The following is a 24,035-nucleotide window of genomic DNA, read 5'->3' as shown; positions in this document are numbered from 1 at the left end:
GGTTCTCGTGTCTTCGAGCGGTGCTGCCCGGGCGGAGCCGCGCGGGCGGCGCTACGCCGTCGGGCGGCCGACCATGCCGGTCGGGGTGCCCCAGATGGAGTGCACGCGCACCGGCGAGTTCGGGTTCGGCGCCTCGATCATCTGGCCGTCGCCGAGGTAGATCGCGACGTGATAGTAGTCGCCGGGCGAGTCGGACCAGAAGAGCAGGTCGCCGCGCTGACGCTGGCTGTAGGGGACGAGCTTGCCCTCGTTCGCCATGGTGTTGTACTGGTTCGTCGCGGAGTGGGTGCCGATGTACTCGCCGGCGCTCGCGTACGACTGCTTGGTCAGACCCGAGCAGTCCCAGACGTCCGGGCCCATGCCGCCGAGCACGTAACGCTCGCCGAGCTGCGCCATCGCGTAGGAGATCGCGGTCTCGACCTGGTTCTGCTGCGGCGCGGGGTTCTGCACCGGCGCCGGTGCGGGCTGCGGGGCTGCGGGCGCCGGGAGCGGTGCGGGCTGCTGCGCAGGGGCCGCCGGAGCGACCGGCTGCTGCGGGGCGGGCTGGGGGGCGGGCTGCTCGACGACCGGCTGGTTCGGGACCGGCGCCGAGGGCTGGCTCGCTGCCGGCGCCGCGGGGCGGGGAGCCGTCGACGAGGAGCCCGACGACGAGGACCCTCCCGACGAGGACCCGGACGACGGCTGCGCGACCGGCTGGGCGGCGGCCGCGTCGGCCTCGGCCTTCGCGGCGGCGGCGGCAGCGGCCGCGGCGGCCTTGCGCTCCTGCTCGCCGGCGAGGAACGCGGTCTCGATCTCGACGGTGGAGTCCTTGAGCAGCGCGAGCTGCGCGATGAGCTCCTCCGACTTCGCCTCCTGCGCCGCGAGGGCGCTCCGGGCGGAGGCGGCGGCGGCGTCGGCGCCCGTGCGGGCCTCGTCCGCGGCGTCGGACAGCTTCTGGTGCTCGACGACGGCGACGTCGGCCTGCTCGGCGAGCGACTCCGCGGTCTGCTTGTCGGCCAGGGCGTCGGCGTAGACGCGCTGCGACTGCTCGGAGAGCTGCGACATCGCGCCGAGCTGGTACAGCAGATCGCCCGCGTCCTGGCCCTTCGCGACGAGGCTCATCGAGAGGTCGCCGCCGGCGGAGCGGGAGAGGTGCGCGGCGAGGAGGCCGGCACGCATCTGCGACGTGTGCGCCGTCGACGCCGCCGCGTTCGCGCGGTCCTCGAGCTCGGTGACGGCGGCGGCCGCGGCGTCGAGCGCCTCCTGGGCCTGGCGCCAGGCCTCCGCCTTCTTCATCGCGACGAGCGACGCGTCGTCGACCGAGGTCTGCAGCCCGCCGATCAGCGCGGTGATCGAGTCGATCTCGGCCTGCTTGCTGGCCTCGTCGGTCTTCGCGTTCTGCACGTCGTCCCACGAGGGGTACGACGGGTCGTCCGCCTGAGCCGGCACGATGCCGAGCGACGCCGTGACGGCGGTCACCGCGAAGGCGGCCGAGACCGCCAGCGGAAGACGGCCCTTCCAGGCCCGCTCACGCGGGGCGGGGGTGAAGCTGCGGGCGGTCTTCTGCGCGTCAACCAAGTGTGACTCCTCGTGCGGCCATGAAGGGCTGAGCGTCGACGGCGGTGCCGTTGACGCGGGTCTCGTAGTGCAGGTGGCAGCCGGTAGAGGCGCCGGTGGTGCCGACGGCGGCGATCTGCTGGCCCGCCTCGACCCGCTGGCCGACGCTGACGTAGATGCCGCCGGGCATGATGTGCGCGTAGCCGGTGCTGATGCCGTCGCCGTTGCTGATCTCGATCCAGTTGCCGTAGGTGCCGAACCAGCCGGCGTAGGTCACCGTCCCGCTGTGGGCGGCGAAGATCGGAATGCCGCAGCCGCCGGCGATGTCGGTGCCGCGGTGGTAGGAGCTGGTCGAGCCGCCGCCGGTGGAGAGGCTGCCGCGCGGCCCGAAAGTGCCGGTGATCCGACCCGCGGCGGGACGCACCCAGCCGGAGTCGCCGACCGCGGTCGAGCCGCCGCCCGGGGACGGGGCGACCGGGGCGCTGTAGCCACCGCCGCCGCCGGATCCGCGGGAGGGAGCCGCTGCCGCCGCAGCGGCCGCGGCCTCTCGGGCGGCCGCCGCCTGCTGGCGAGCGATCTCTGCCTGCGCCTGACGGGCGGCCTCCTGCTCGGCGAGGATGCGCTGGCGCTCGGCCTCGCGGGCGGCGACGCCGGCCTCGTAGTCGGCGACGGTCGTCGACTCCGTGTCGCGGAGGGCAGCGAGCTGCTGCTCGAGCACGATGCTCTGGTTCTGCTGCTCGGTGAGCGCCGCCTCCGAAGCGGCCTGCGCGGCCGTGGCCTCGGCGAGCTTCGCCTCGGCGGCGACGCGGAGCTTCTCCCGCTCGGCCTGCGCGACCTTCGCCTGGTCGCCGAGCGACTCGGCGGCGTTCTTGGTGGTGCTGGCCTGCTCGTAGATGGCGTTGGAGCGCTCGACGAGCTTCGTCATGTTGCCGATGCGGCCGAGGAGGTCGTCGGCCTTGCCGCCCTCGCCGTCGAGGAAGATGTTGACCGAGAGGTCGGTGCCGGTGGTGCGGTAGAGCTGAGCGGCCAGGAGGCCCGCCTGCTGCGTCGCGGCGTCGGCCTGGTCGGCACTGGCGGTGGCCTTGGCCTCGAGCTCGCTCGCCCGATCGGCGGCGTCGTCGAAGTCCTGCTGCGCCGCGAAGTACTCCTCGCCGCGCTGCTCGGCGACCTGCTGCGCCGCCGCGACCTCGCTCTGCAGGCCGTCGATGAGCGAGAGGATGCTGTCCACCTGCGCGGCCGCCGCCTGGGTGTTGCCCTTCGCCGCCTCGACGTCGGCCCAGCTGGGGTACTCGACCGCCTGGGCGGGAGTGGCGACCAGCAGACCCGCGACCAGGGCCACCGCGGCCGAGACGAGGGCGGTGCCGCGGAGACGGCCGATCCGCGGCGCGCCGGAGCGGCGTGCGGGGCGGTTTCGGCGCGAAGAGTGGATCATGGGACCTCGGTGCTGGAGACGGACTACTCCCCCGGCAGCGGTGCGGCTCCGTCGCGAGGAAGTGGCGATTCCGACCCACACTAGTCAAGCCCTCCCCGTACGCCTAGGGATCGGCGTCGCCCGTCCGGGGCACAGGCGCGCATCGACGTCCGGCGGCCGACCCGCGATCGGCGCCCCTCGAGGGCCGGTTTTGCATATCCGGCCGGCTGTCCCTATGCTTGCGTGTCGGTAGTCATGGTGGGTCGGCCGCAGGGTCGCCCCGGCGAGCTTCCGGCCCCATCGTTTAGTGGCCTAGGACACCGCCCTTTCACGGCGGCAGCACGGGTTCGAATCCCGTTGGGGTCACGGATGAGGGCTACCACCGCAAGAGAAGAGCACCACCGCAGAACGGCCGGAGACGGACGGGATGTGAAAATCGAACAGCCTCGAAGGCAGTATGCTTGTCTTCGCAACGAGGCCCTGTAGCGCAGCTGGTTAGCGTGCCGCCCTGTCACGGCGGAGGTCGCGGGTTCAAGTCCCGTCAGGGTCGCAGAGAGGCCCTTCCGAGAGGAAGGGCCTTTTCCAGGAGACGACTCGTTCGTCTCCTCGCGGCATCGATGTCCTCGGACATCCTCGGCTGCAACGGCTCTGTAGCTCAGTTGGTAGAGCGCACGACTGAAAATCGTGAGGTCACGGGATCGACGCCCGTCGGAGCCACGGAAACCCTCGCCTAGCTTCTACATGGCGGGGGTTTCTTCCGTTAACGGGTCGTTCCCGAGCCCCACCGTTCGGGCCGCGCCTCACTCCGCAGAAGTCGTCGTACTCGATGCAGGAGTACGACGGATCTCGCGCAGCAGAGTTCGAGAGCGGCTGCTCGGCTCGTCGGATCGGCCTCGGCTCGCGAGAACGGCGCGAACCGGCGTGCCGGACGTGGTTCTGCGAGCCCGGGGTGCGCTCCGGGCGCTCAGCTGGGCTGCGTAGCCTGGGTGGGCCATGAATCCCGCCGCCTTTCCGCCGCCCGATCCGTCGACCGTCGCCCCCGAGCAGCCTGCCGTCGCCGCCGCGCCGCCGCACGATGGGCCCGCCTTCGCGTGGGCGCCGCCGCCCGAGCCGCAGCCGTCGGTCGACGCTCCGTACTCCTCTCTCCTCTATCTGCCGGATCCGCGGGTGCGCTGGGGGCTGCCGACGGCGGCGCTGACGATCGCCGGGATCGTGCTGCCGCTCGCGCTGCTGATCGTGCTGTTCGGCTTCGGGGTGCTGCCCTACTCCCCCGGGCTCGTGTTCGCGGGGTCGTTCGCCAGCTACCTGGTCGCGCTCGTCATCCCGTTCGCCGCATCGAAGCTGCGCGGGCTGGGGTCGCTCGCGGCCGACTACGGGCTGCGGTTCCGCTGGATCGACGTGCCGATCGGCATCGGGCTGGGGATCGGCGTGCGGCTCGCGATCGTCGCCGTGCTGATCGTGTTCTCGCCGCTGCTGGGCGAGGCGGAGAGCAACCTCGAGCTCGACCCCGATCCGCTGTGGTTCGTGCTGAGCTCCGTGATGATCCCGGTGCTGGTCGCTCCGATCGTCGAGGAGATCCTCTGCCGCGGGGTCGTCATGCGGGCGGTCCGCAACCGGATGCTGCGGACGAAGGGCGATGCGGCACCGCCGACCCGCGGACGGCGCGTCTGGGCGGCGGTGTTCAGCGTGATCGCGTCGACGCTGGTCTTCGCCCTGCTGCACGGGCACCAGATGGTGAACCCCGCGACGGTGGTCACGCTGGGGACGACGACGGTGATCGCCGGGCTGGCGCACGGCTGGATCTCCACGGTGACCGGGCGGCTCGGCGCGGCGATCGTGTCGCACGCGACGCTGAACGGGTCCGCGGTGCTGCTGCTGGTGCTGGTGACGGCGCTGGGGTAGCCCCGGCGACGGTGGATCTCGATACGCCCGCTGCGCGGGCTGCTCGATCGGCATGAGTTCCCTGCTGGTCGAGTAGCCGCGGAGCGGCGTATCGAGACCGGGCGTGCTGGGGACGGTGGATCTCGATACGCCCGCGGAGCGGGCTACTCGATCAGCATGGGCAGGGCCCACAGGGCCGACCGCTCGATCAGCATGAACGGTGCAGCGGGTCAGACGTCGAGGATGCGGAGGACCGGGTCGAGGGGGAGCTCGCCGCGGACCTGGCGGTGCAGGCGCTCCATGTCGGCGTCGAGGGCGGCGGCGGTGCGCGCGGCGTCGGACAGGCCGTCGAGCAGCTGCTGCGGGACCTGGCGGTCGTACTTGTAGTAGATCTTGTGCTCGAGGCTGGCCCAGAAGTCCATCGCGATGGTGCGGAACTGGACCTCGACGCAGACGTCGACCGAGCCTCCCGAGAGGAACACCGGCACCTCGACGATCGCGTGCAGGCTCTTGTAGCCGTTCTCCTTCGGAGTGGCGATGTAGTCCTTCACCTCGAGGACGCGGACGTCGGCCTGCGAGGTGAGCATGTCGAAGACGCGGTAGACGTCCGAGACGAAGCTGCAGGTGATCCGGACGCCCGCGATGTCGGTGACGGCGGCGGCGATGCCCTCGAAGGAGGTGTCGCAGCCCTTGCGCTCGATCTTCTCGATCAGACTGTCGGCCGACTTCAGCCGGCTCGACACGTGCTCGATCGGGTTGTACTCCCGCATCTCGCGGAACTCCTCCTGCAGGATCGTCACCTTCGTGACGATCTCGTCCATGCCGAACTTGTACTGCAGCATGAACCGCGCGAAGTCGTCGCGGAGGGCGCGGATCTCGGCGACCGTCCCGGCGTCGAGCGCCTGCGCGACCTCGTCGCTCAGCGGGGGGACGGCGGGCGCCGCGCGGTCGGGAGATCGGGGTTCCACGGGGAGTCACCCTACGCGCGGGCACCTCGGGCCCGGATGTGAAGCGCCATCGGGGTTCCGAGGAGTCCCGGCTCCGTCCTGCGGGGGACGATCCGCGCGACCCCCGCTGGCTAGCGTCGGAGGATGTTCTCCGCTCTGAACGTCTTCGGCATCCTCTACATCGTCGCGGCCATCGCGGTCGTCGTGATCGTGCTCGTGCTCGCTGTGCTGCTCTGCCGACTCGCGATCGCCGCGCGCGAGAACCAGCTGGCGACCGTGCGCCTGCGCGAGCTGCAGATCGAGCGACTGCTCCTCGACGAGGAGTGAGCGGCGCGGGCCGCGCGGCGCTCGGGCGAGCGCGCCGGCCGGAAGCACCGGTCAGGGCAGCGCCGGACGAACCTCCGGGCGGGACACCTTCGGGATCAGCAGCCCGAGCACCACGGCGACAACCGCGCCGATCGCGCCGATGACGAACGTCGTCTCGAACGCCTCCGAGCTCGGCAGGTCGACGGCGCCGACCGAGACGGTCAGCTGCGCCAGCACGGCCGCGGTCACCGCGGAGGACAGCGTCGTGCCGAGGGTGCGCATCAGCGAGTTCAGGCCGTTCGCCGCCGCGGTCTCGGAGGCCGGCACCGCGTGCATGATCAAGGTCGGCATCGCGGCGTAGGCGAGGCCGAGCCCGACGCCGATCAGCGCGTTGATCACGAGGATCTGCCAGACCTCCGCGCCGAACGGGAGGATCAGCAGGTAGGACACCGCGATCAGCGCCGCTCCCGAGACCAGCACGAGGCGCGGCCCGGACTGCGCCGAGAGCCGGGCGGCGAGCGGGGAGGTCGCCATCATCGCCAGGCCCGAGGGCGCCAGGACCAGGCTCGCCACGATCAGGCTGAGGCCGAAGCCGACGCCGGATGCCGCGGGCAGCTCGAGGCGCTGCGGCAGGGTGATCTGCGCGCCGAAGAAGGCGAAGCCGACGGCCACCGAGGCGAGGTTGGTGAACAGCACCGCGGGGCGGGCGGCGACCCGGAGGTCGACGAGCGGGCTCTCCTGGCGCAGCTCGTACCAGCCCCAGATCAGCAGGACCGCGACGCCGCCGAGACCGGAGCCGAGGATGCCGGGGCTCGTCCAGCCCGCGTCGTTGCCGCGCGAGACGGCGATCAGGATGCCGCTGAGGCCGATCGCGAGGCCGATCGTGCCGACGACGTCGAAGCGGCCGGGCGAGCGCAGGGTCGAGACGGGGATGACGAGGAGCACGAGGACGATGTCGAGCACGCCGAGCCCGGCGGACATCCAGAACAGCACGTGCCAGTCGAGGTTCTCGGCGACCAGGGCGCTGAGCGGCAGGCCGAGCGCGCCGCCGATGCCGAGCGTGGCGCTGACGAGGGCGATCGCGCCGGGCAGGCGGTCGCGGTGCAGGGTGTCGCGGAGGATCGAGATGCCGAGGGGGATGACGCCCATCACGGCACCCTGAAGGGCGCGGCCGACGACGAGCGTCCAGACGTCGTCCGCGAAGGCGCAGACGATCGAGCCGATCACGAGGACGACCAGCGCGGCGAGGGCCATCCGGCGCTTGCCGTAGAGGTCGCCGAGGCGGCCCGAGACCGGGGTGAGGATGCAGGCGCTGAGCAGGGTCGCGGTGATCACCCAGGCGGTCTCGCTCCGATCGGCGCCGAGCAGGGTGGGCAGCTCCGATTGGATCGGGACGACCAGCGTCTGCATGAACGAGGCGCTCATCCCCGCGAAGGCGAGGACGGCGGTGATCAGGCGGGGGCTGGGCGAGCGGGTGAGCGAGCGTCTGTCGGAGTCGGGCACTGCGGTCCTTCGTGTCGGCGGCGTGCAGGAGCGGGGCGCCGGTGGTCCGGCGTCCTGCAGGGCGGGTCGTATTGCTCAGCTTTGCATCGCCGGGCCTCTGAGCCGAACCGACCGATGCTCGGAAACCTTCCCGATCGCTCTACCGGGCTGCCACGCGCGGGACGAGGATGGGCGCATGATCGAGATCGAGAGCTGGATCGCCGGCTACGAGAAGGCCTGGGCGACGGACGACCCCGCGGATGTGGCGGCGCTCTTCACCGAGGGCGCGGAGTACTTCACGGCGCCGTACGCGGAGGCGATCACCCCGCGGGAGGCGATCGTGGAGTGGTGGGTCTCGGAGAGCGAGCCGGACGACCCGACGTTCGCGTGGGGGCTCGTCGCGCTGACAGAGACCACGGCGGTGGTGGAGGCGCGGACCATCTACCCGTCGGACCGCACGTACCTGAATCTGTGGGTCATCCGCTTCGCGGAGGACGGGCGGGCGTGCTCCTTCACGGAGTGGTACATGGAGGAGCCGAGCGACTCGGTGAGCTGAGGGGGGCGGGTCTGGATACGCCGCTGCGCGGCTGCTCGACCGGCATGAACGCGGGGCCGCTCCGGGGTGGAGTCAGAGGGCGGAGCCCGCGACGGCGAAGGTGTCGCAGGCGGTGGCGTCGGCGTCGAAGCCGGCCTGGAACCAGCGCTGGCGCTGCTCGGCGGAGCCGTGGGTCCAGCCCTCGGGGTCGACGGTGCCGGTCGCCTGCTCCTGGATGCGGTCGTCGCCGACGGCCGCGGCGGCGCTCAGGGCGTCGCGGTACTGCTCCTGCGTCACGGGCTTGAGGTAGGGGGTGCCGGTCTCGTCGGGCACGGTCGAGGCGTCGCCGACCCAGGCGCCGGCGTAGCAGTCGGCCTGCAGCTCGAGGCGCACGGAGTCGGAGTCGGGGCCGGTGCCGCTGCGGTCGGCCGACTCCATCGCGCCGGTCAGGCTCTGGATGTGGTGGCCCCACTCGTGGGCCAGGATGTACATCTGCGCGAGCGAGCCGCCCGAGGTGTCGAAGCGGGTGCGCAGCTCGTCGAAGAAGTCGGTGTCGAGGTAGATCGTCTGGTCCGGCGGGCAGTAGAACGGGCCCACCGCGGCCGTCGCGTTGCCGCAGCCGGTGCTGGTCTGGTCCTCGAAGACGATCACTCCGCCGGTCGTCGTGTAGGTCGCCCCGACGGAGCCCGCCGCGCCGGCCCAGTAGCGGTCGAGCGACTCCGCCGCGCCCTCGAGCCGGCAGTCGACCTCGGCGTTGGCATCGGCGCCGCTGTCGCAGGCGACGGCCGTGCTCGTGATCTGGTCCGGCGAGCTCCCGCCGCCGCCGCCGACGAGACCGCCGAGCCCGGACAGGTCGACCCCGAGCAGCTGCGAGAGCAGGGCGAGGACGACGACGCCCACCGCGCCGCCGCCGACCGCGATGCCGGTGGTGCGGCCGCGCCGGCGGACCTTGCCGCCGCTGAGCTGGGAGTCGTCGTTGAAGGTCATGCGGTCAAACTAGCGCCGACCGAGGACACGCTGCCCGGGGTTGCGGACGGCCCGGACGGCTCGGGCGGATCAGCCCCAGCGCGACTCGCTCGCGTCGCGGATGATGTCGAGCAGCGCCTCGCGCAGCGGACCGTGGTCGAGGGTCCCGGGCAGCATGTCGACCTCGAGCCGGTGCGCGCGCTGCCAGGCCTCGCGGCCCTTGTCGGTCAGCGACACCAGCTGCCGGCGGCGGTCGGCGGAGTCGCTCACGCGGGAGACGTGCCCCTCGCGCTCGAGGCGCTCGATCGTGCGCGACATGGTCTGCACCTCGACGTGCGCGGAGGCGGCGAGCTCCTTCTGCGCGGCCGGCCCGGCCTGCAGCAGATGCAGCACGACCAGGCCCGCGTGGGTGAGGCCGATCTCGGCGAGCGCGCCGTGCCAGGCGTGCTCGACCATCCGGGACGCCGTGGCGAGGAGGCGGCCGGTGGGCCAGCCGTCCATCCCCTTGTCGTCGTCCGCGCGCATCCGCCCAGGCTAGTCCGCCCCGCCGGCCGGGCGGGACGGAGCCGCCGATCGGCTCAGGAGGCGAAGCGGTCGGTCGCCTCGATCAGGGCGTCGAGGATGCCCGGCTCGTCGAACGCGTGGCCGGCGTCCGGGATCAGGTGGAAGTCCGCCTCGGGCCAGGCCCGGTGCAGGTCCCACGCGGTGAACGCGGGCGTGCACATGTCGTAGCGGCCCTGGACGATGACGGCCGGGATGCCGCGCAGCACGCCGACGTCGCGGATCAGCTGCCCCTCCTCCAGCCAGCCCTTGTGCACGAAGTAGTGGTTCTCGATCCGCGCGAAGGCCAGGGCGAAGGCGGGGTCGGACCACGCCTCGATCATCTCCGGCTTCTGCAGGAGCGTGATGGTCGAGGACTCCCAGGTGGTCCAGGCGACGCCGGCGGGACCGTGCACGGCCGGATCGGCGTCGTGCAGCAGCCGGTAGTAGGCCTCGATCAGACTTCCGCTCGTGCCCGCCGGGATCACCGAGGTGTAGCCCTCCCAGAGGTCCGGGTAGACCGCGGCGGCGCCGCCCTCGTAGAACCACTCGAGCTCGGCCCGGCGGAGGGTGAAGATCCCGCGGAGGACGATCTCGGTGACGCGCTCGGGGTGCGACTCGGCGTACGCGAGGGCCAGCGTGGAGCCCCAGGAGCCGCCGAAGACCTGCCAGCGCTCGATGTCGAGGTGCTCGCGGAGCTTCTCGAGATCGGAGACGAGGTACCAGGTGGTGTTGGTCGAGAGGTCGGCGTCCGGCTCGCTCGCGTGCGGGGTGGAGCGGCCGCACATCCGCTGGTCGAGGAGCACGATCCGGTACTTCTCCGGGTCGAAGAGGCGGCGGTGGGTGGCCGAGGCGCCGGCGCCCGGTCCGCCGTGCAGGAAGACGACGGGCTTGCCCTCGGGGTTGCCCGAGGCCTCCCAGTAGATCTCGTGGCCGTCGCCGACGTCGAGCATTCCGGTGTGGAAGGGCTCGATCTCGGGGTACAGAGTGCGCATGGGCCGCACACTACTGACGATCAGGGTCGGGGGAAGCGATTTCACGCGGCCCGGCCCCGGATGCGCCCGGGGGTTGCGCATCCGGATCGGCGTCAGGCCTGCTCGAGCACCGCCTCGGCGCGCTCGGCGTCGCCCTCGGCCAGGCCGCGGTCGATGGCGCGGCGGGAGGCGAGCCAGAGCACGGCTCCGGCGACGAGGACGAGCACCTCGGTGGCGGTCAGCGCCCAGATGATGCCGCCGAGACCGAACCAGAGGTTCCCGAGCAGCACGACCGGGACGAAGAGGACGCCCTGGGTGAGCGACATGGTGGTCGCCGCGAGAGCGCGGCCGGTGGCCTGGAACAGCGAGGTCAGCAGGCCCGCGAAGCCGTTGGCGATCATCGCCACGAGCTGCGCCGCGAGCACCACGGCGCCGAGGGTCAGCACCGCGGGGTCGTCGGCGAAGACCGCGAGCACCGGCTCGTGCAGCAGCCAGAGGGCGGCCGCCGCGAGCACGGTGATCGTCCCGACGGCGACGGCGGCGCCGCGGACCGCCGCGCGCAGGCGCTCGCGGTCGCCCTTGCCGTAGGAGTAGGCGAGCAGCGGCAGGACGCCGAGGGTGATGCCCATCACCAGGAACTCGGGGACCTGGGCGATGCGGACCGCGACGCCCATGGCCGCGAGCGGTCCGTCTCCGTAGGCCGCGGCGAGGTTGTTGAGCACGAGCGCGGTCACGATCAGGAAGCCCGACTGCAGCAGCTCGCCGGCGCCGACGCCGAAGACGGGCTTCAGCACACTCGCGCGCAGGGTGAACCAGCGGGGCGAGAGGTCGATGTGCTCGCTCCGGCGCTGGAGCCAGAGGGCGAAGTAGCCGACGACGAGCAGGTTGGCGAGGCCCACGGCGAGCGCCGCCCCGGCGACGCCGAGGTGCAGCACCAGGATGAAGAGGACGTCGAGGACGAGGTTCGCGACGGTCGAGAGCAGCAGGCCGACCATGACCTGGCGGGCGGCGCCCTCCGCCCGCACCAGCTGCTCGAGGCAGAACGAGGCGGCGAGCACCGGCACGAAGGCGAGCGTGACCGCGGTGAAGGCGCCGGTCGCGGCGGCCGTGGTGGAGTCGGCGCCGAGGAGCGCGACCAGCGGGCCGAGCAGGAGCAGGCCGAGGCCGCCGAGGACGGCGCCGGTGAGGATCGAGCCCCAGAGCGCGAAGGAGGCGACGTGCTTGATCTCGCCCGCCTTCTCGGGGTCGCGCTCGGAGGCGCCGAGCAGGCGCGAGATGAGGGCGCTGCCGCCGACGCCGAAGACTCCGCCGACCGCCATCACCAGCCCGAGCAGCGGAGCGCCGAGGGTGATCGCGGCGAGCAGGGTCGCGTCGTGCAGCGAGCCGACGACGCCGGCGTTGATGACGCTGTAGACGGCGGAGACGATCATCGCGGCGGCCATCGGCACGCAGAGGTGCACGAGGGCGCGGACGATCGGGGCGGAGGAGAGGTACCAGCGGTCTGAGCCGGGGGCGGCGGGGCGCGGGGTGGGGGTGTCGGTGGGCGTGGTGTCGGTGGGGGTGTCGGTGGGGGTGTCGGTGCTGGACATGGCTGGGCTTCTTCCGGGCAGGGTCGAGCGCGCGCCGAGGGTCGCCGGCACGGCGCGAGGAGGGAGGGCGCGCCGAGGAGGGCGCGGTCGGGGCACCGCGGAGGGCGCGGTGAGGAGGCGCGCGAGGGAGCGGCGCGTGAGGAGGGGCGGAACGGGAGGCGGGGGCCGAGCGCCCGAGCGCCTAGCGGGTGGGGGGCGGGAGGACCGCGGTGATCTTGGTCAGGAGCGCCTGGAGGGTGGCGCGCTCCTCGGGGTCGAGAGGGGCGAGGAGGGTCTCGTCGGCGGCAAGCATGGCGTCCTCGAACCCGGCGATGAGCTCGGCACCTGCGGGAGTCGCGTAGACGCGCTTGCGGCGGTCGTCGCCTCCCTCGGTGCGCCGCTCGACGAGGCCGCGGCGCTCGAGCCCCTGCAGGAGGCTCGTGACACTCGCGGGGCTCGTCCGGCTGACCTCGGCGATCTCGCGCTGGATGACGCCGGGCGTCTGCGCGAGGTAGCCGAGGACGAAGGCCTGCTCGTGACTCAGCTCGCGGGCGCGGATCCAGTCCTCGCCGGCCTTGCGCTGCGCCCACGCCAGCCAGCGGACGAGCTCGAGTCCGGAGGTGGGGCGGTCGCGGGGTTCCTGCATGCTCAGAACTCTAATGGTTAGAGGTCTAACGGTCAAGGATCGAAGGGGTGGGGTCTCGATACGCCGCGTGCCGCGGCTACTCGACCAGCATGCACGGGAGCGCGGCGGCGAGGGAGAGCGACAGCATGCGTAGGAGCGCGGCGGCGAGGGAGAGCGACAGCATGCGCGGGCACGAGAGGAGAGCGCGGCGACAGTCGCTCCTTGCGCTGGTCGAGCAGCGCAGCGCGTATCGAGACTCCGCTTCCGATGCGGCGCGCAGGCGGCCGGACTACCGTCGGCCGCATGAGCATGCAGCGCGTTCCCGTCACCGTCGCCGTCACCGGAGCGGGAGGCGCGATCGGCTACGCGCTCCTGTTCCGCATCGCCTCCGGGCAGCTCCTCGGCCCCGACATCCCGGTCCGGCTGAGCCTCCTCGAGATCCCCGCCGGCCTGCGCTCCGCGGCCGGCACCGCGCTCGAGCTGCAGGACGGCGCGTTCGGGCTGCTGCGCGGTATCGAGGTCACCGACGACCCGGCCGCCGCGTTCGACGGCGCGAGCGTCGCCCTGCTCGTCGGCGCCCGCCCGCGCTCGGCAGGCATGGAGCGCGCGGACCTCCTCGCGGCGAACGCCGGCATCTTCGGTCCGCAGGGCGCCGCGCTGAACGAGCACGCCGCCGACGACATCCGCGTGCTCGTGGTCGGCAACCCGGCCAACACCAACGCCTGGATCGCCCGCGCGAGCGCCCCGGACATCCCGGCCGGGCGCTTCACCGCGATGACCCGCCTCGACCACAACCGCGCCGTCGCGCAGCTCGCCGCGAAGCTCGACGCTCCGGTCGACGCGATCTCCGGCGTCACCATCTGGGGCAACCACTCCGCCTCGCAGTACCCGGACGTCAGCCACGCGGTCGTCGACGGCCGGCCCGTCGCCGACCTGGTCGACGCCGCCTGGCTGCACGAGGAGTTCGAGCCGCGGGTCGCCAAGCGCGGGGCCGAGATCATCGAGGTGCGCGGCGCCTCCTCCGCCGCCTCGGCCGCATCCGCCGCGATCGACCACGTGCACGACTGGGTCACCGGCACCGAGTGGACCTCCGCGGCGGTCGAGTCCGACGGCTCCTACGGCGTGGAGGAGGGCCTGATCTCCTCGTTCCCCGTCCGCTCCGTCGACGGCGAGTGGCGGATCATCCCGGGCCTGGAGATCGACGCCCACTCGCGCGCCAAGATCGACGAGTCCGTGCTCGAGCTCCGTGCCGAGCGCGACGCCGCCCTGGCCTTCCTGGAGCGCTGACTCCGGTCGCGAGATGCCACTTGTGCACGCTTCTCACGGCGTGTCGCGTGCACAAGTGGCATCTCGCGGAGGGGGTCAGCGCTTCGGCGACTTCTCGGGGTTGGGGAGGGTGCCGTCCGCGCGGGCGGCCTCGTACCAGGCGTGCGCCTCCTCCTGGCGGGTCGCCTCGGCGCCGCTCGCGATCGACGCGCGGATGTGCTCGGGGCGGTAGCCGAACGCGGCGACCAGGTCGCCGGCGTGCGGGCGCAGGCGGGCGAGCAGGCGGTCGATGTAGGAGGTCACCGCGAGAGCCCGCTGCGACGAGAGCCGGCCGTGCAGCAGGTACCAGGCGAGGTGCTTCTCGATCAGCTCGAGGCCGAACAGGTCGCGGAGCCAGGTCAGCACCGTGCGCGTCCCGTCGTCCTCGATCGTGGCGAGCGCCTCGGTGAACGCCTCCCACTGCAGCAGCTCGGCGTGCGCGCGGGCGGCCTCGATCAGCTCGCTCTGGTGCGCGTTGAAGAGGCGGGCGGCCTCGTCGGCGGGCAGCTTCGACGCCGAGCGCAGGCGGGACGCGACTCCCGAGACCATGCTCTCGACGCGGTCCGTCAGCAGCTCGCGCTGCTCGTCGCGGAGCTGGCCGACGGAGCGGGCGGTCGAGCCGCGGTCGGCGACGACCTGCGCGAGCCGCCGCAGTCCGGAGTTGTTGACCGTCGCTCCGGCGACCTGGCCGACCGCGTAGCGGGCCAGCTCCCCCGGCTGCGCGTTCTTGAACCGGCGCCCGACGTCGGTCAGCAGTCGCTTGGCAACGAGCTGCAGCAGCACGGTGTTGTCTCCCTCGAACGTCGCGTAGACATCGAGGTCGGCGCGGAGCTGGGTGAGCCGGTTCTCGGCGAGGAAGCCGGCGCCGCCGCAGGCCTCGCGCGCCTCCTGCAGGGTGTCGAGGGCGTGCCAGGTGGACAGCGCCTTGAGACCCGCGGCGAGCGTCTCGAGGTCCTGCCGCGACTCGTCGGTGTCGTTCCTGCCGGAGAAGACGTCGTCGAAGGCGCGCAGCAGCCTGTCGTGCGCGAAGCCCGCCGCGTAGGTCGTCGCCAGGCGCGGCAGCAGTCGGCGCTGGTGCCGCTGATAGTCGAGCAGCACCTCCTCACGGTCGCCGCCGCCGGTGAACTGCCGGCGCTGGTCGCCGTAGGTGATCGCGATCGTCAGCGCGATCTTCGACGCGGCGACGGAGGCGCCGTCGAGGGAGACGCGGCCCTGCACAAGCGTGCCTAGCATGGTGAAGAAGCGGCGGCCCGGGCTCGCGATCGGCGAGGAGTAGCTGCCGTCGGCCGCGACGTCGCCGTAGCGGTTGAGCAGGTTCTCGCGCGGCACGCGGACGTGGTCGAAGTGCAGGCGGCCGTTGTCGATGCCGTTCAGCCCGCCCTTGAGGCCGTCGTCCTCGCCGCCGACGCCGGGGAGGAACGCGCCCTCCTCGTCACGGATCGGCACGTAGAACGCGTGCACGCCGTGGTTCACGCTGCGGGTGACGAGCTGCGCGAAGACGACGGCGGCCCGGCCGTCGACGGCGGCGTTGCCGAGGTAGTCCTTCCAGGCGGCGCGGAACGGGGTGGTCAGGACGAAGTCGCCGGCCTCCTCGTCGAAGGTCGCCGAGGTCGCGATCGAGGCGACGTCGGAGCCGTGCCCGGTCTCGGTCATCGCGAACGCGCCGGGGATCTCGAGGCTCATGATGCCGGGCAGCCACTTCTCGTGGTGCGGCTGCGTGCCGAGGTGCAGAACGGCGGCGCCGAAGAGCCCCCACTGCACGCCCGACTTGATCTGCAGCGACGGGTCGGCGGTGACCAGCTCCTCGAAGCCGGCGATGTTGCCGCCGTGGTCGGCGTCGCCGCCGAGCGCGACCGGGAAGGCGCGGTGCACGCCGCCCTCCGCCGCGAGGATGCTCATCTGCTGCGTGACCCGGGCGCGGTGCTCAGCCATCGGGAGGCCGTCGGTCCGGTGCAGCTCGGGGCGAGAGGTGAGGGCGCGGGTGGCGAGGCGCTGCTCGCGCCACTCGCCGAGGAGCAGCTCGCCGAGGGCTGCCACGTCGACGCCGGGGGCGCCGTCCTCGTCGAGCCGGGCGTCGACCTCGCTGCCGAGGACATCCACGGGCGGCGGCGGGGTGATCGGGCCGGAGCGGGAGCGGCGGACCCGGGAGCGCGATCCGGCGCGGTCGGCGGCGTCGGCGGCGGAGTGGGGGCGGGGCGCTGTGGTGCTCATGAGGAAAATCCCTTCGACCGTCTTCGGCTCGGACCGCTCGCGATCGGCCGGAGCGGAGGATCGAGCGGTCGATCCCGTCGCTGCAGTGCGTCGGGAGGCGGTGCTCCTGCACGGTAGGTCGGGTCGGTGGATCGCGGAAAAGTTCCGTCGCGCGGCCACAAAGGGCGGCGGGAGCGAGCGGGGGCGGGTTGTCGGAACCGGCCAGCGGAGCGGGACGCGGATGCGCCGGTGGTGGGGCTCGGGTCTGCGGACGTGGCCTGCTGACGGGGGTGGGTCTCGATACGCCCCTGGCGGGGCTACTCGACCAGCATGCGGAGACACCACTGCGGGGCTGCTCGACCAGCATGCGGGGGGCCGGTCATGCTGATCGAGCAGCCCCGCGGACCGGGCGCCGAGACATGCTGATCGAGTAGCCCGCGGAGCGGGCGTATCGAGATCCACCATCGCCGAGCGGCTGGTCTGCAGACCCCGCCTGCTGACGGCGTTGGGTCTCGATACGCCGCCTACGGCGGCTACTCGACCAGCATGAGTCGGATCCGACCCTTGTCGATCGGCCGGCCCACGAGGGATGTGCTCCGCTCGTCTCCACCGCCGCCCTGGGGTGGTGGGAGGGGCGTGGCTAGGCTCGGGGCATGAGCGAGCCGCAGCTGCCTCCGCCCCCGCCGCCCCGTCGCGAGAGCCGGCCGGACTGGCGGCCGCCCACCTCTATGGAGTCGGTGCAGGCGCTGGAGTCGGCGCGGGCGGGTACCGCCCCGACCCTCGACCGGTCGCGGCGCCCGGTGCGGGTCTGGGACCTCGTGCTGACGATAGTGCTGATCCTGTGCGCGCTCGGGGCGACGCTGCTGCTGTCCTACTTCGGCCTGTTCTTCGCGATGGCGAGCGACTCCTGCATGGGCGGGAACGACTGCGACACCGGCCTGATCGGCTGGGGCGTGCTCGTCGCCGCGGGCGGAGTGTGGGTCCCGTTCCTCGCGGCGATCGCCGTCTCGATCGTGCTGCTGGTGGTGCGGCGGATCGCGTTCTGGGTGCCGATCGCGGGGCTCGCGCTGTCGTTCGGCTGCACCGTGCTCGGCGGCTGGATGGTGTCGACCGGCGCCGGGAGCTGAGCGGCGCAGCTCGGCCCGACCGCCGATCAGGCGTCGCCGCGGGGAGGGATCGCGGAGTCGGCGTCGACGCGGGGTCAGCGACGCGGGTCAGCTGTTCAGGAGATCACGGTCGCCTCGGGCTGAGCGCCGCGGCGGGCTCAGTAGGTGTCCCAGCCGGGATCCTCGTCGGGCTCCTCCGGCGGGACCCAGTCGTCCTCCGGCGGGGCGGAGGAGACCGGCGGGCCGGACCGCTCGCCGCCGAAGGACGGGCGCGCGCCGGACGACCGGCCGGCCGTCGACCGCGCTGCGGGCTGACGCCTCGCCGGGGCAGCCTCCTGGTTCGCGTCGGGCTCCGCGATCTCCGGAGTCTCGCCGGCGACGACGGCGAGCACCGCCGCGCCGTAGGTGATCAGCTTCTTCTGGCCGACGCCGCCGATGACGCTGAGGGCGTCGATCGTGGTCGGCTCGACCGTCGCGATCTCGCGGAGAGTCGCGTCGTTGAAGACGACGTAGGCCGGGACCGACTGCGCGCGGGCCTGGGCGACGCGCCACTCCCGGAGCCGCTCGAACAGGGGCTGCGCCTCGGCCGAGAGGTCGGACACGGTGGAGCGGCCGGAGCGCGACGAGCCGCTCGAGCGCGCGGGGCGCTCCGGCTCCTGCCGGAGCTCGACCTTGCGCTCGCCGCTCAGCACGGACGACGACTCGGGGGTCAGCACGAGCGTGCCGAAGCCGTCGTCGTTCACGCCGAGCAGGCTCTGCGCGAGGAGCTGGCGGGCGACTCCGCGCCACTGGGTGTCGCTGAGGTCGGCGCCGATCCCCCAGGTCGCGATCGAGTCGTGCTTGTGCTGGGTCGTGCGCGGAGTGGTCTTGCCGCGCAGGATGTCGATGATGTGGCCGGCGCCGAACTGCTGGTTGCGCTCGCGCTTGAGCCGGACCACCGTCGAGAGGAACTTCTGCGCGGCGACCGTGCCGTCCCACGAGGCGGGCGGCTCGAGGCAGGTGTCGCAGTTGCCGCAGGGGGTGCTCTCCTGGCCGAAGTAGGCGAGGAGGTTCACCCGGCGGCACTGCACCGTCTCGGAGAGGGCGAGCATCGCGTCGAGGTGCGCGGACATCCGCCGCCGGTGCGCGAGGTCGCCCGGCGACTCGTCGATCATCCGGCGCTGCTGCACGACGTCCTGCAGGCCGTAGGCGAGCCAGGCGGTGGAGGGCAGGCCGTCGCGGCCGGCGCGACCCGTCTCCTGGTAGTAGCCCTCGACCGACTTCGGCAGGTCGATGTGCGCCACGAAGCGGACGTCCGGCTTGTCGATGCCCATGCCGAAGGCGATGGTGGCGCAGACGATGACGCCCTCCTCGCGGAGGAAGCGCGACTGCGCGGCGGCCCGGACCCGGGCGTCGAGACCCGCGTGGTACGCGACCGCGTCGAAGCCGGCCGCGCGCAAGGCCTCGGCCGTCGCCTCGACGCTCTTGCGGGAGAGCGCGTAGACGATGCCCGCGTCGTCGGCGTGCTCGCGCTTGAGGAAGTCGATCAGCTGCTTGCGCGGCTCGACCTTGTTGACGATCCGGTACTGGATGTTGGGGCGGTCGAAGCTGGAGATGAAGTGGCGGGCCGCGCCGAGGTGCAGGCGGGTGGTGATCTCGCGGTGGGTCGCCTCGGTGGCGGTCGCCGTGAGGGCGATGCGCGGGACGTCGGGCCAGCGCTCGGCCAGCTCGCCGAGGGCGAGGTAGTCGGGGCGGAAGTCGTGGCCCCACTGGCTCACGCAGTGCGCCTCGTCGATGGCGAACAGGGCGATGCGGCCGCGGGCGAGGAACTGCTTGGTGCCCTCGTTGCCGAGGCGCTCGGGGGCGACGTAGAGGAGGTCGAGCTCGCCGTCGAGGTAGGCGCGCTCGACGCGCTGGCGCTCGCCCATGTCCTGGGTGGAGTTGAGGAACTCGGCGCGGACGCCGTTCGCGCGCAGGGCGTCGACCTGGTCCTGCATCAGGGCGATCAGCGGCGAGACGACGACGCCGGTGCCGGGCCGGACGATCGAGGGGATCTGGTAGCAGAGCGACTTGCCGCCGCCCGTGGGCATCAGCACGACCGCGTCGCCGCCGCCGATGACCTGCTCGACGATGGCCTGCTGCTCCCCGCGGAACGAGCCGTAGCCGAAGACCCGCTCGAGGATCTCCTGGGCCGCGGCGGAGGAGCCGGCCGGGGCGTCCGCGGTGGGGCGCTCGGCGGTCGAGAGGGCGGTCGCGGTCGGCTCAGTCACCCGTGGAACTCTACCCGCCGCCTCCGACGCGGCCCCGGGTGAGCGGCGTTCTGGGGAGGGTCGCGGCAGGTGCGGGGCTGGGGAGGAGGGGCGGGCGCGGCGGAGTGGCGGCGGCCGGAGTGCCTCCGGCTCGCGGGACGATCCCCGGCTCGCCGGAATCCGCCGATCTCACGAGCCGAAGGTAGAATCGCGAGCCGGCCGTGCGGGGAGAGCCCCTCCGGCTCGCGGAATCACCTCGGGCACGCAGAAACCGACCGAATCCACGAGCCTGAGCCGGAACCACGAGCCAGACATCAACGGCAGGTTCCTCGGCTCGCGGAGACATCCCTGGCACGCGGAATCCAGCCGGATCCACGAGCCGGAGCCGGGATCACGAGCCGGAGATGCAGCCGACGGACCTCCGGCGCGCGGGAACACCTCGGGCACGCAGAAACCGGTCGATTCCGCGAGCCGGAAGCGGAATCACGAGCCGGAGGCGGGTGGAGGAGAGACGGGCCGACGTGAAGGCGGCGGGGTCAGAGGTCGGTGATGGTCTTGGTGTCGCCGTTCCAGAAGCGGATGCTCGCGAGGCCGACGGGGAAGGGCTCGCCGAGGAGGGGGACGGCCTGGCCGAGCTGCTCGGCGCGGAGGCGGCGGGAGACGCTGATGTGCGGCGTCCAGGACTCGGGCAGCGAGGTGGGCACGGCGCCGGGCATCAGCTCGGTCGCGCGGGCGTGCAGGGCGTCGAGGGCGGGCGAGCGGACGACTCCCCAGGCGAGCACGAAGCGGTCGGCGTGCGGGAACAGCAGCACGGCGCCGAGCTCGACGGTCACCGGGAGCTCGCCGAGCGCGCCGGGCGGCGGCGGGGTCAGCTCGGGGCCGGCGAGGAGGGTCAGGTGCGGGCGGTTGCTGGCGGAGGTGTGCAGCGCGAGGCTCGGGATGCCGGCCGCCTCGAGCGCCTCCCACTGGCCGCGGATCCGGGCCTCCGACTCCGGGTCGAGGAGGACTTCGAGGCTGCGCATGCCCCCATCCTGCCGCGCCGACCGGGCCGCTCTCGGCCGCTCGCCCGGTCCGCGCCCGCGCGGCCGCGCGACCCTCCGGAAGTTGCGGTAATCGGCGCCGAGTACCGCAACTTTCGCGTACTCGACCGACTCAAAGCGCGCGGGCCCCGCGAGGTCGGCGGGTGCGCCGAAGTTGTCGTACCGGGCGTGCGAGTACGACGACTTCTGAAGAGCGGAAGAGGTCAGACGGGTGGTCCGCGGCCGTGCGCCCGCGCGAGCATCCGGACGTTGCGGTACTCGACGCCGAGTACCGCAACTACTGCGGACTCGACGCGTCCGCACGGTCCCGGGCGACCGGCGGGCCGCGCGACCCTCCAGAAGTTGCGGTGGTCGACGGCGACTACCGCAACTACTGCGTTGTCGACGGCTCGCGGCGCATGGGGAGGCTCGCGAGCACCCAGGAGTTGCGGTAGTCGGGCGCGACTACCGCAACTTTTGGAGAGTGGAGAGAGGGGTGGCCGGGGGCGGCCCGGGTCAGCCGATGGTCACCAGGGCGGAGAGGAGCTCCGGGGCGCGGCGGTCGAGGATGCGGCCGCCGAGGCGGATGCCGATCAGGGCGAGCACGGCGCCGAGGACCACGGCGGCGGCGAGCGCGCCGAGACCGAAGCCGAGGCTGCCGCCGACCAGCGAGATCGTGCCGAGGATCAGCGAGGGCAGCGACAGCACCACAGTCGCGCCCATGCTGCCGAGCATCACGACGCTCGAGATCATCCCGGAGCCGGGCGGGGTCTTCAGCGGGCTGTCGCCGGGGGCCGGCACGGGGTAGACGACCAGCGCGGACGCGACGCTCGAGACGCCGAAGCCGCTGAGCACCAGCGCGAGCGACATGCCGAGGACGGCGGGGATCGACTCCGGCCGACCCGCGTAGAGGCAGGTGCCGACGGTGACGATCAGCACGGCCGGCACGCCGATGAGGCCGGCGGCGATGACGCGGCCGGCGCGGTCGGCCGAGCCGGCGACTCCGGAGCTGACGTGCGCGGCCCAGGCGGTGCCGTCGTAGGAGACGTCGGCGCAGAGGGTCACGCCGAAGATCAGCGCGATGAAGAGGGAGGAGAGGACGACCAGCATCGAGCCGCCGCCCTGCAGCGCGCTGTAGAAGACGGCCAGCACGACGACCGCGGGGATCACCAGGAGTCCGCGGCTGTAGCGCGGGTCGCGCCACCAGTAGCCGAGGGCCCGCGCGGCGATCGCGCCGGTCGGGGTGCCGGGGAAGCGGCCGAGCAGTCCGATGCCCTGCGCGCCCGAGGCGGCCTGCGAGGAGGACGCGGCGGGCTCGGCCAGCGCGTGCCGCAGCGCCCGGGCCCAGAGCCAGACCACGGCGGCGAGCGTCGCGACGCCGATCGCGAAGCGGCCGAGGGCGACCGCCCACTCCCCCGCGACGATCGCGCCGGGGACGCCCCAGATCGCGCCGAGCGGCGACCAGCCGAGGGCGGACGCGACGACGGGGAGCGTGTCGAGGCCGTCGCTGATCACGGTGGTCAGTCCGATGAACAGCGGTCCGAGCAGGATCACGACGACCAGGACGACGCCGCCGATCACCTCGCGGTAGCGGCGGCTCGAGCCGAGGCCCGTGGTCAGCGCGCCGATGAGGCGCGAGGCGACCACGCAGGTGGCGACGCCGATGACCGCCGAGACGAGGCCGGGCAGGATGCCGACGGGGTTGCTCCACCAGGCCGCCGCGGAGACGAGCGCACCCAGCGAGGTGACGATCCCGGGGAAGCCCGCGAGGCCCGCGGCGGCGAGGCCGAGCATCAGCGTCCTGAGCGGGATCGGGAAGGTCGCCAGGGTCGGCAGGTCCAGGCTCTGGTCCGAGCCGGAGACGAAGATCGGACCGAGGACCCAGCCCAGCAGCAGCGCGGAGCCGCCGAGGACCAGGGCGACGTTCGCGAACGCCGGGTCGGAGGCGCCGAGCGCGATCAGCCCGACGACCACGACGCCGAGCACGCCGACCGCGTAGAGCCCGCCGAAGATCACGCCGATCAGCTGCCAGACGTTGCGGGTGAGCGTGTTGCGCAGCAGCAGCAGGCGCAGCCTCAGGAGATGCGCAACCATGCCGGGCCCTCCTGGTGGGTGCGGCCGCCCACGAGGTCGACGAAGCGCTCCTCGAGGCTGGATCCGGCGCGGACCTCCTCGAGTGTTCCGGCGGCGAGGACGCGGCCGTCGGCGATGACGGCGACACGGTCGCACATCCGCTCGACGAGGTCCATCGAGTGGCTGGAGACGATGACGGTGCCGCCGGAGGCGACGTAGCCGGTGAGGATGTCGCGGATGTTCGCGGCGGAGACCGGGTCGACGGACTCGAAGGGCTCGTCGAGCACCAGCAGCCGTGGGGCGCGGACGAGGGCGCAGGCGAGCGCGATCTTCTTGGTCATGCCGGCGGAGTAGTCGACGACGAGGGTGCGGTCGGCGGGGTCGAGGCCGAGCAGGGCGAGCAGGTCGTCGGCGCGCTCGAGGACGGTCGGGCGGTCGATGCCGCAGAGCAGGCCGTAATAGGTGATCAGCTGCAGGCCGGTGAGGCGGTCGAAGAGCTTGACGCCGTCGGCGAGCACGCCGATCAGCCGCTTGGCCTCGAGGGTGTCCTGCCAGACGTCGACGTCGTGGATGGTGACGGTGCCCGCGTCGGGGCGGAGCAGGGCGGTCGCCATCGAGAGGGTGGTCGTCTTGCCTGCGCCGTTGGGGCCGACGAGGCCGAAGAAGGAGCCGGCCGGCACATCGAGATCGATGCCGGCGACGGCCTCCTTGTCGCCGAAGCGCTTGCGGAGGCCCCGTATGCGGAGGGCGATCTCGTCCTGGCGGCCGGTGGCGTCGGGGGCCGCCCAGGCGGGGGCGGGGGTGGCGGGGGTCGCGGTGCTCGGGCTCGCGACGGCCGCGGTGGTGTCGTGCTGATCGACGCCGTCCTGCGGGGAGTCGGTCGCGTGCTGCGGGGTGCCGGTCGCGTACTGCGGGGTGCCGGTGGGCGTCGTGCCGTTCGTCCCGTCCATGGGAGTCCCTTCGGTGCCTGTGTTGACGGGGCCGCGGTGGGCGGCCGCCCCTCAACGGTAGCGAGGGTCGGGTTGCGCGGCATCAGTCGCCGGGAGGAGTGGGCCGGCAGCCGGGCGGAGGACCTTCGGCTCGCGGGTACCCGCCGGGCTCGCTGAAATCGACGGATTCGGCGAGCCGAAGCGGTGATCGCGAGCCGGAGGTGACTCCGGTGGGTCGGGCTCGTCGAACCGCGCTCGGCTCGCTCGAACCGGCGGGTTCCGCGAGCCGGGGGTGGAACCGCGAGCCGTAGGTCAGGGCTCGGCACCTCCGGCTCGTCGATTCGACTCCGGCTCGCGGGGCTGAGCCGAATCTGCGAGCCGGAGACGGGATCACGAGCCGGAGGTGGTTCGCGG

19 protein-coding genes and 3 tRNA genes are annotated in these 24,035 nt (G+C 72.9%); 8 read left to right on the top strand and 14 right to left on the bottom strand.

All coding sequences use genetic code 11. The features are described from left to right. Positions 1 to 51 precede the first annotated feature (51 nt). A complete protein-coding gene (locus EDF36_RS08620; protein WP_123705535.1) occupies positions 52 to 1,557 on the bottom strand; it encodes a C40 family peptidase in 1,506 nt (501 codons plus the stop codon). Beyond that, positions 1,550 to 2,968 carry a peptidoglycan DD-metalloendopeptidase family protein gene (locus tag EDF36_RS08615; RefSeq protein ID WP_243839997.1) on the bottom strand — a complete coding sequence of 473 codons (1,419 nt, stop codon included), beginning with the start codon at positions 2,966 to 2,968 and terminating at the stop codon, positions 1,550 to 1,552. The genes EDF36_RS08620 and EDF36_RS08615 overlap by 8 nt, the downstream gene beginning before the upstream one ends. A gap of 272 nt (positions 2,969 to 3,240) precedes the next feature. On the opposite strand from EDF36_RS08615, the gene EDF36_RS08610 reads away from it, so the two are divergent. From EDF36_RS08610 to EDF36_RS08595, 4 genes are all read left to right on the top strand, one after another. Continuing rightward, positions 3,241 to 3,313: transfer RNA gene (locus tag EDF36_RS08610), tRNA-Glu, on the top strand. A gap of 110 nt (positions 3,314 to 3,423) precedes the next feature. After that, positions 3,424 to 3,497: transfer RNA gene (locus EDF36_RS08605), tRNA-Asp, on the top strand. Positions 3,498 to 3,591: 94 nt separating this feature from the next. Beyond that, positions 3,592 to 3,664 (top strand) — tRNA-Phe (locus EDF36_RS08600). Positions 3,665 to 3,940: 276 nt separating this feature from the next. Continuing rightward, positions 3,941 to 4,849, top strand: a complete 909-nt coding sequence (locus EDF36_RS08595; RefSeq protein WP_123732679.1) for a CPBP family intramembrane glutamic endopeptidase — start codon at positions 3,941 to 3,943, stop codon at positions 4,847 to 4,849. A gap of 209 nt (positions 4,850 to 5,058) precedes the next feature. Here EDF36_RS08595 and EDF36_RS08590 read toward each other — a convergent pair whose 3' ends face one another. Beyond that, on the bottom strand, positions 5,059 to 5,670 hold the full coding sequence (locus tag EDF36_RS08590) for a GTP pyrophosphokinase family protein (RefSeq protein WP_123732880.1): 612 nt from the start codon (positions 5,668 to 5,670) through the stop codon (positions 5,059 to 5,061). 249 nt (positions 5,671 to 5,919) lie between these two features. Between EDF36_RS08590 and EDF36_RS08585 the strand changes: the two genes are divergently transcribed. Then, positions 5,920 to 6,102 carry a hypothetical protein gene (locus tag EDF36_RS08585; RefSeq protein ID WP_123446814.1) on the top strand — a complete coding sequence of 61 codons (183 nt, stop codon included), beginning with the start codon at positions 5,920 to 5,922 and terminating at the stop codon, positions 6,100 to 6,102. Positions 6,103 to 6,153: 51 nt separating this feature from the next. On the opposite strand, the gene EDF36_RS08580 is transcribed toward EDF36_RS08585, so the two are convergent. Beyond that, positions 6,154 to 7,584, bottom strand: coding sequence for an MFS transporter (locus EDF36_RS08580; RefSeq protein WP_243587788.1), 1,431 nt, complete (start codon positions 7,582 to 7,584; stop codon positions 6,154 to 6,156). Between the two features lie 175 nt (positions 7,585 to 7,759). Between EDF36_RS08580 and EDF36_RS08575 the strand changes: the two genes are divergently transcribed. Next, the gene (locus EDF36_RS08575) at positions 7,760 to 8,119 is read left to right on the top strand and encodes a nuclear transport factor 2 family protein (RefSeq protein ID WP_123732678.1); all 360 of its coding nucleotides are present in this window, start codon (positions 7,760 to 7,762) and stop codon (positions 8,117 to 8,119) included. Positions 8,120 to 8,191: 72 nt separating this feature from the next. On the opposite strand, the gene EDF36_RS08570 is transcribed toward EDF36_RS08575, so the two are convergent. The 5 genes from EDF36_RS08570 to EDF36_RS08550 all read right to left on the bottom strand — a co-directional run bounded on the left by EDF36_RS08570 (position 8,192) and on the right by EDF36_RS08550 (position 12,792). Beyond that, positions 8,192 to 9,085: a neutral zinc metallopeptidase gene (locus EDF36_RS08570; RefSeq protein WP_123732677.1), complete on the bottom strand. Its 894-nt coding sequence runs from the start codon at positions 9,083 to 9,085 to the stop codon at positions 8,192 to 8,194. Between the two features lie 69 nt (positions 9,086 to 9,154). Then, entirely contained in the window at positions 9,155 to 9,589 is a 435-nt protein-coding gene (locus EDF36_RS08565) for a MarR family winged helix-turn-helix transcriptional regulator (RefSeq protein ID WP_123732676.1), read from the bottom strand. 53 nt (positions 9,590 to 9,642) lie between these two features. Continuing rightward, a complete protein-coding gene (gene pip / locus EDF36_RS08560; RefSeq protein ID WP_123732675.1) occupies positions 9,643 to 10,599 on the bottom strand; it encodes a prolyl aminopeptidase in 957 nt (318 codons plus the stop codon). 92 nt (positions 10,600 to 10,691) lie between these two features. Then, positions 10,692 to 12,167 (bottom strand): MATE family efflux transporter, encoded by a 1,476-nt coding sequence (locus EDF36_RS08555; protein ID WP_123732674.1) that lies wholly within the window; start codon positions 12,165 to 12,167, stop codon positions 10,692 to 10,694. Between the two features lie 181 nt (positions 12,168 to 12,348). Then, positions 12,349 to 12,792 (bottom strand): MarR family winged helix-turn-helix transcriptional regulator, encoded by a 444-nt coding sequence (locus EDF36_RS08550; RefSeq protein WP_123732673.1) that lies wholly within the window; start codon positions 12,790 to 12,792, stop codon positions 12,349 to 12,351. Positions 12,793 to 13,080: 288 nt separating this feature from the next. Between EDF36_RS08550 and EDF36_RS08545 the strand changes: the two genes are divergently transcribed. Further along, positions 13,081 to 14,058, top strand: coding sequence for a malate dehydrogenase (locus tag EDF36_RS08545; RefSeq protein ID WP_123732878.1), 978 nt, complete (start codon positions 13,081 to 13,083; stop codon positions 14,056 to 14,058). Positions 14,059 to 14,133: 75 nt separating this feature from the next. On the opposite strand, the gene EDF36_RS08540 is transcribed toward EDF36_RS08545, so the two are convergent. Then, the gene (locus EDF36_RS08540) at positions 14,134 to 16,287 is read right to left on the bottom strand and encodes an acyl-CoA dehydrogenase (protein WP_123732672.1); all 2,154 of its coding nucleotides are present in this window, start codon (positions 16,285 to 16,287) and stop codon (positions 14,134 to 14,136) included. Positions 16,288 to 16,919: 632 nt separating this feature from the next. On the opposite strand from EDF36_RS08540, the gene EDF36_RS08535 reads away from it, so the two are divergent. Further along, positions 16,920 to 17,393 carry a DUF6264 family protein gene (locus tag EDF36_RS08535; protein WP_148060000.1) on the top strand — a complete coding sequence of 158 codons (474 nt, stop codon included), beginning with the start codon at positions 16,920 to 16,922 and terminating at the stop codon, positions 17,391 to 17,393. A 137-nt stretch (positions 17,394 to 17,530) separates the two neighbouring features. Here EDF36_RS08535 and recQ read toward each other — a convergent pair whose 3' ends face one another. The 4 genes from recQ to EDF36_RS08510 form a co-directional block, all read right to left on the bottom strand. Beyond that, positions 17,531 to 19,534 carry a DNA helicase RecQ gene (gene recQ / locus EDF36_RS08530; RefSeq protein WP_260300661.1) on the bottom strand — a complete coding sequence of 668 codons (2,004 nt, stop codon included), beginning with the start codon at positions 19,532 to 19,534 and terminating at the stop codon, positions 17,531 to 17,533. A gap of 602 nt (positions 19,535 to 20,136) precedes the next feature. Beyond that, positions 20,137 to 20,622, bottom strand: coding sequence for a 2'-5' RNA ligase family protein (locus EDF36_RS08525; RefSeq protein ID WP_123732669.1), 486 nt, complete (start codon positions 20,620 to 20,622; stop codon positions 20,137 to 20,139). 513 nt (positions 20,623 to 21,135) lie between these two features. Then, the gene (locus tag EDF36_RS21215; RefSeq protein ID WP_185020414.1) at positions 21,136 to 22,713 is read right to left on the bottom strand and encodes a transporter; all 1,578 of its coding nucleotides are present in this window, start codon (positions 22,711 to 22,713) and stop codon (positions 21,136 to 21,138) included. Continuing rightward, on the bottom strand, positions 22,695 to 23,642 hold the full coding sequence (locus EDF36_RS08510; protein WP_123732667.1) for an ABC transporter ATP-binding protein: 948 nt from the start codon (positions 23,640 to 23,642) through the stop codon (positions 22,695 to 22,697). Before EDF36_RS08510 ends, EDF36_RS21215 begins: the two co-directional genes overlap by 19 nt. Between the last annotated feature and the right edge of the window lie 393 nt (positions 23,643 to 24,035).

This window comes from Rathayibacter sp. PhB152, from assembly GCF_003751395.1.
Classification (GTDB): domain Bacteria; phylum Actinomycetota; class Actinomycetes; order Actinomycetales; family Microbacteriaceae; genus Rathayibacter; species Rathayibacter festucae.
Note: the sequence above shows the minus strand (reverse complement) of the source record. Positions and strands in the feature narration are given on the sequence as shown.

Coding starts and splice junctions, on each gene's coding strand:
- EDF36_RS08590 (WP_123732880.1), bottom strand. CDS start 5,670: ATGCTGCAGTACAAGTTCGGCATGGACGAGATCGTCACGAAGGTGACG.
- EDF36_RS08595 (WP_123732679.1), top strand. CDS start 3,941: ATGAATCCCGCCGCCTTTCCGCCGCCCGATCCGTCGACCGTCGCCCCC.
- EDF36_RS08535 (WP_148060000.1), top strand. CDS start 16,920: ATGAGCGAGCCGCAGCTGCCTCCGCCCCCGCCGCCCCGTCGCGAGAGC.
- EDF36_RS08555 (WP_123732674.1), bottom strand. CDS start 12,167: ATGTCCAGCACCGACACCCCCACCGACACCCCCACCGACACCACGCCC.
- EDF36_RS08510 (WP_123732667.1), bottom strand. CDS start 23,642: ATGGACGGGACGAACGGCACGACGCCCACCGGCACCCCGCAGTACGCG.
- EDF36_RS08615 (WP_243839997.1), bottom strand. CDS start 2,968: ATGATCCACTCTTCGCGCCGAAACCGCCCCGCACGCCGCTCCGGCGCG.
- EDF36_RS08540 (WP_123732672.1), bottom strand. CDS start 16,287: ATGAGCACCACAGCGCCCCGCCCCCACTCCGCCGCCGACGCCGCCGAC.
- EDF36_RS08575 (WP_123732678.1), top strand. CDS start 7,760: ATGATCGAGATCGAGAGCTGGATCGCCGGCTACGAGAAGGCCTGGGCG.
- EDF36_RS08585 (WP_123446814.1), top strand. CDS start 5,920: ATGTTCTCCGCTCTGAACGTCTTCGGCATCCTCTACATCGTCGCGGCC.
- EDF36_RS08550 (WP_123732673.1), bottom strand. CDS start 12,792: ATGCAGGAACCCCGCGACCGCCCCACCTCCGGACTCGAGCTCGTCCGC.
- EDF36_RS21215 (WP_185020414.1), bottom strand. CDS start 22,713: ATGGTTGCGCATCTCCTGAGGCTGCGCCTGCTGCTGCTGCGCAACACG.
- EDF36_RS08570 (WP_123732677.1), bottom strand. CDS start 9,085: ATGACCTTCAACGACGACTCCCAGCTCAGCGGCGGCAAGGTCCGCCGG.
- EDF36_RS08525 (WP_123732669.1), bottom strand. CDS start 20,622: ATGCGCAGCCTCGAAGTCCTCCTCGACCCGGAGTCGGAGGCCCGGATC.
- pip (WP_123732675.1), bottom strand. CDS start 10,599: ATGCGCACTCTGTACCCCGAGATCGAGCCCTTCCACACCGGAATGCTC.
- EDF36_RS08545 (WP_123732878.1), top strand. CDS start 13,081: ATGCAGCGCGTTCCCGTCACCGTCGCCGTCACCGGAGCGGGAGGCGCG.
- EDF36_RS08565 (WP_123732676.1), bottom strand. CDS start 9,589: ATGCGCGCGGACGACGACAAGGGGATGGACGGCTGGCCCACCGGCCGC.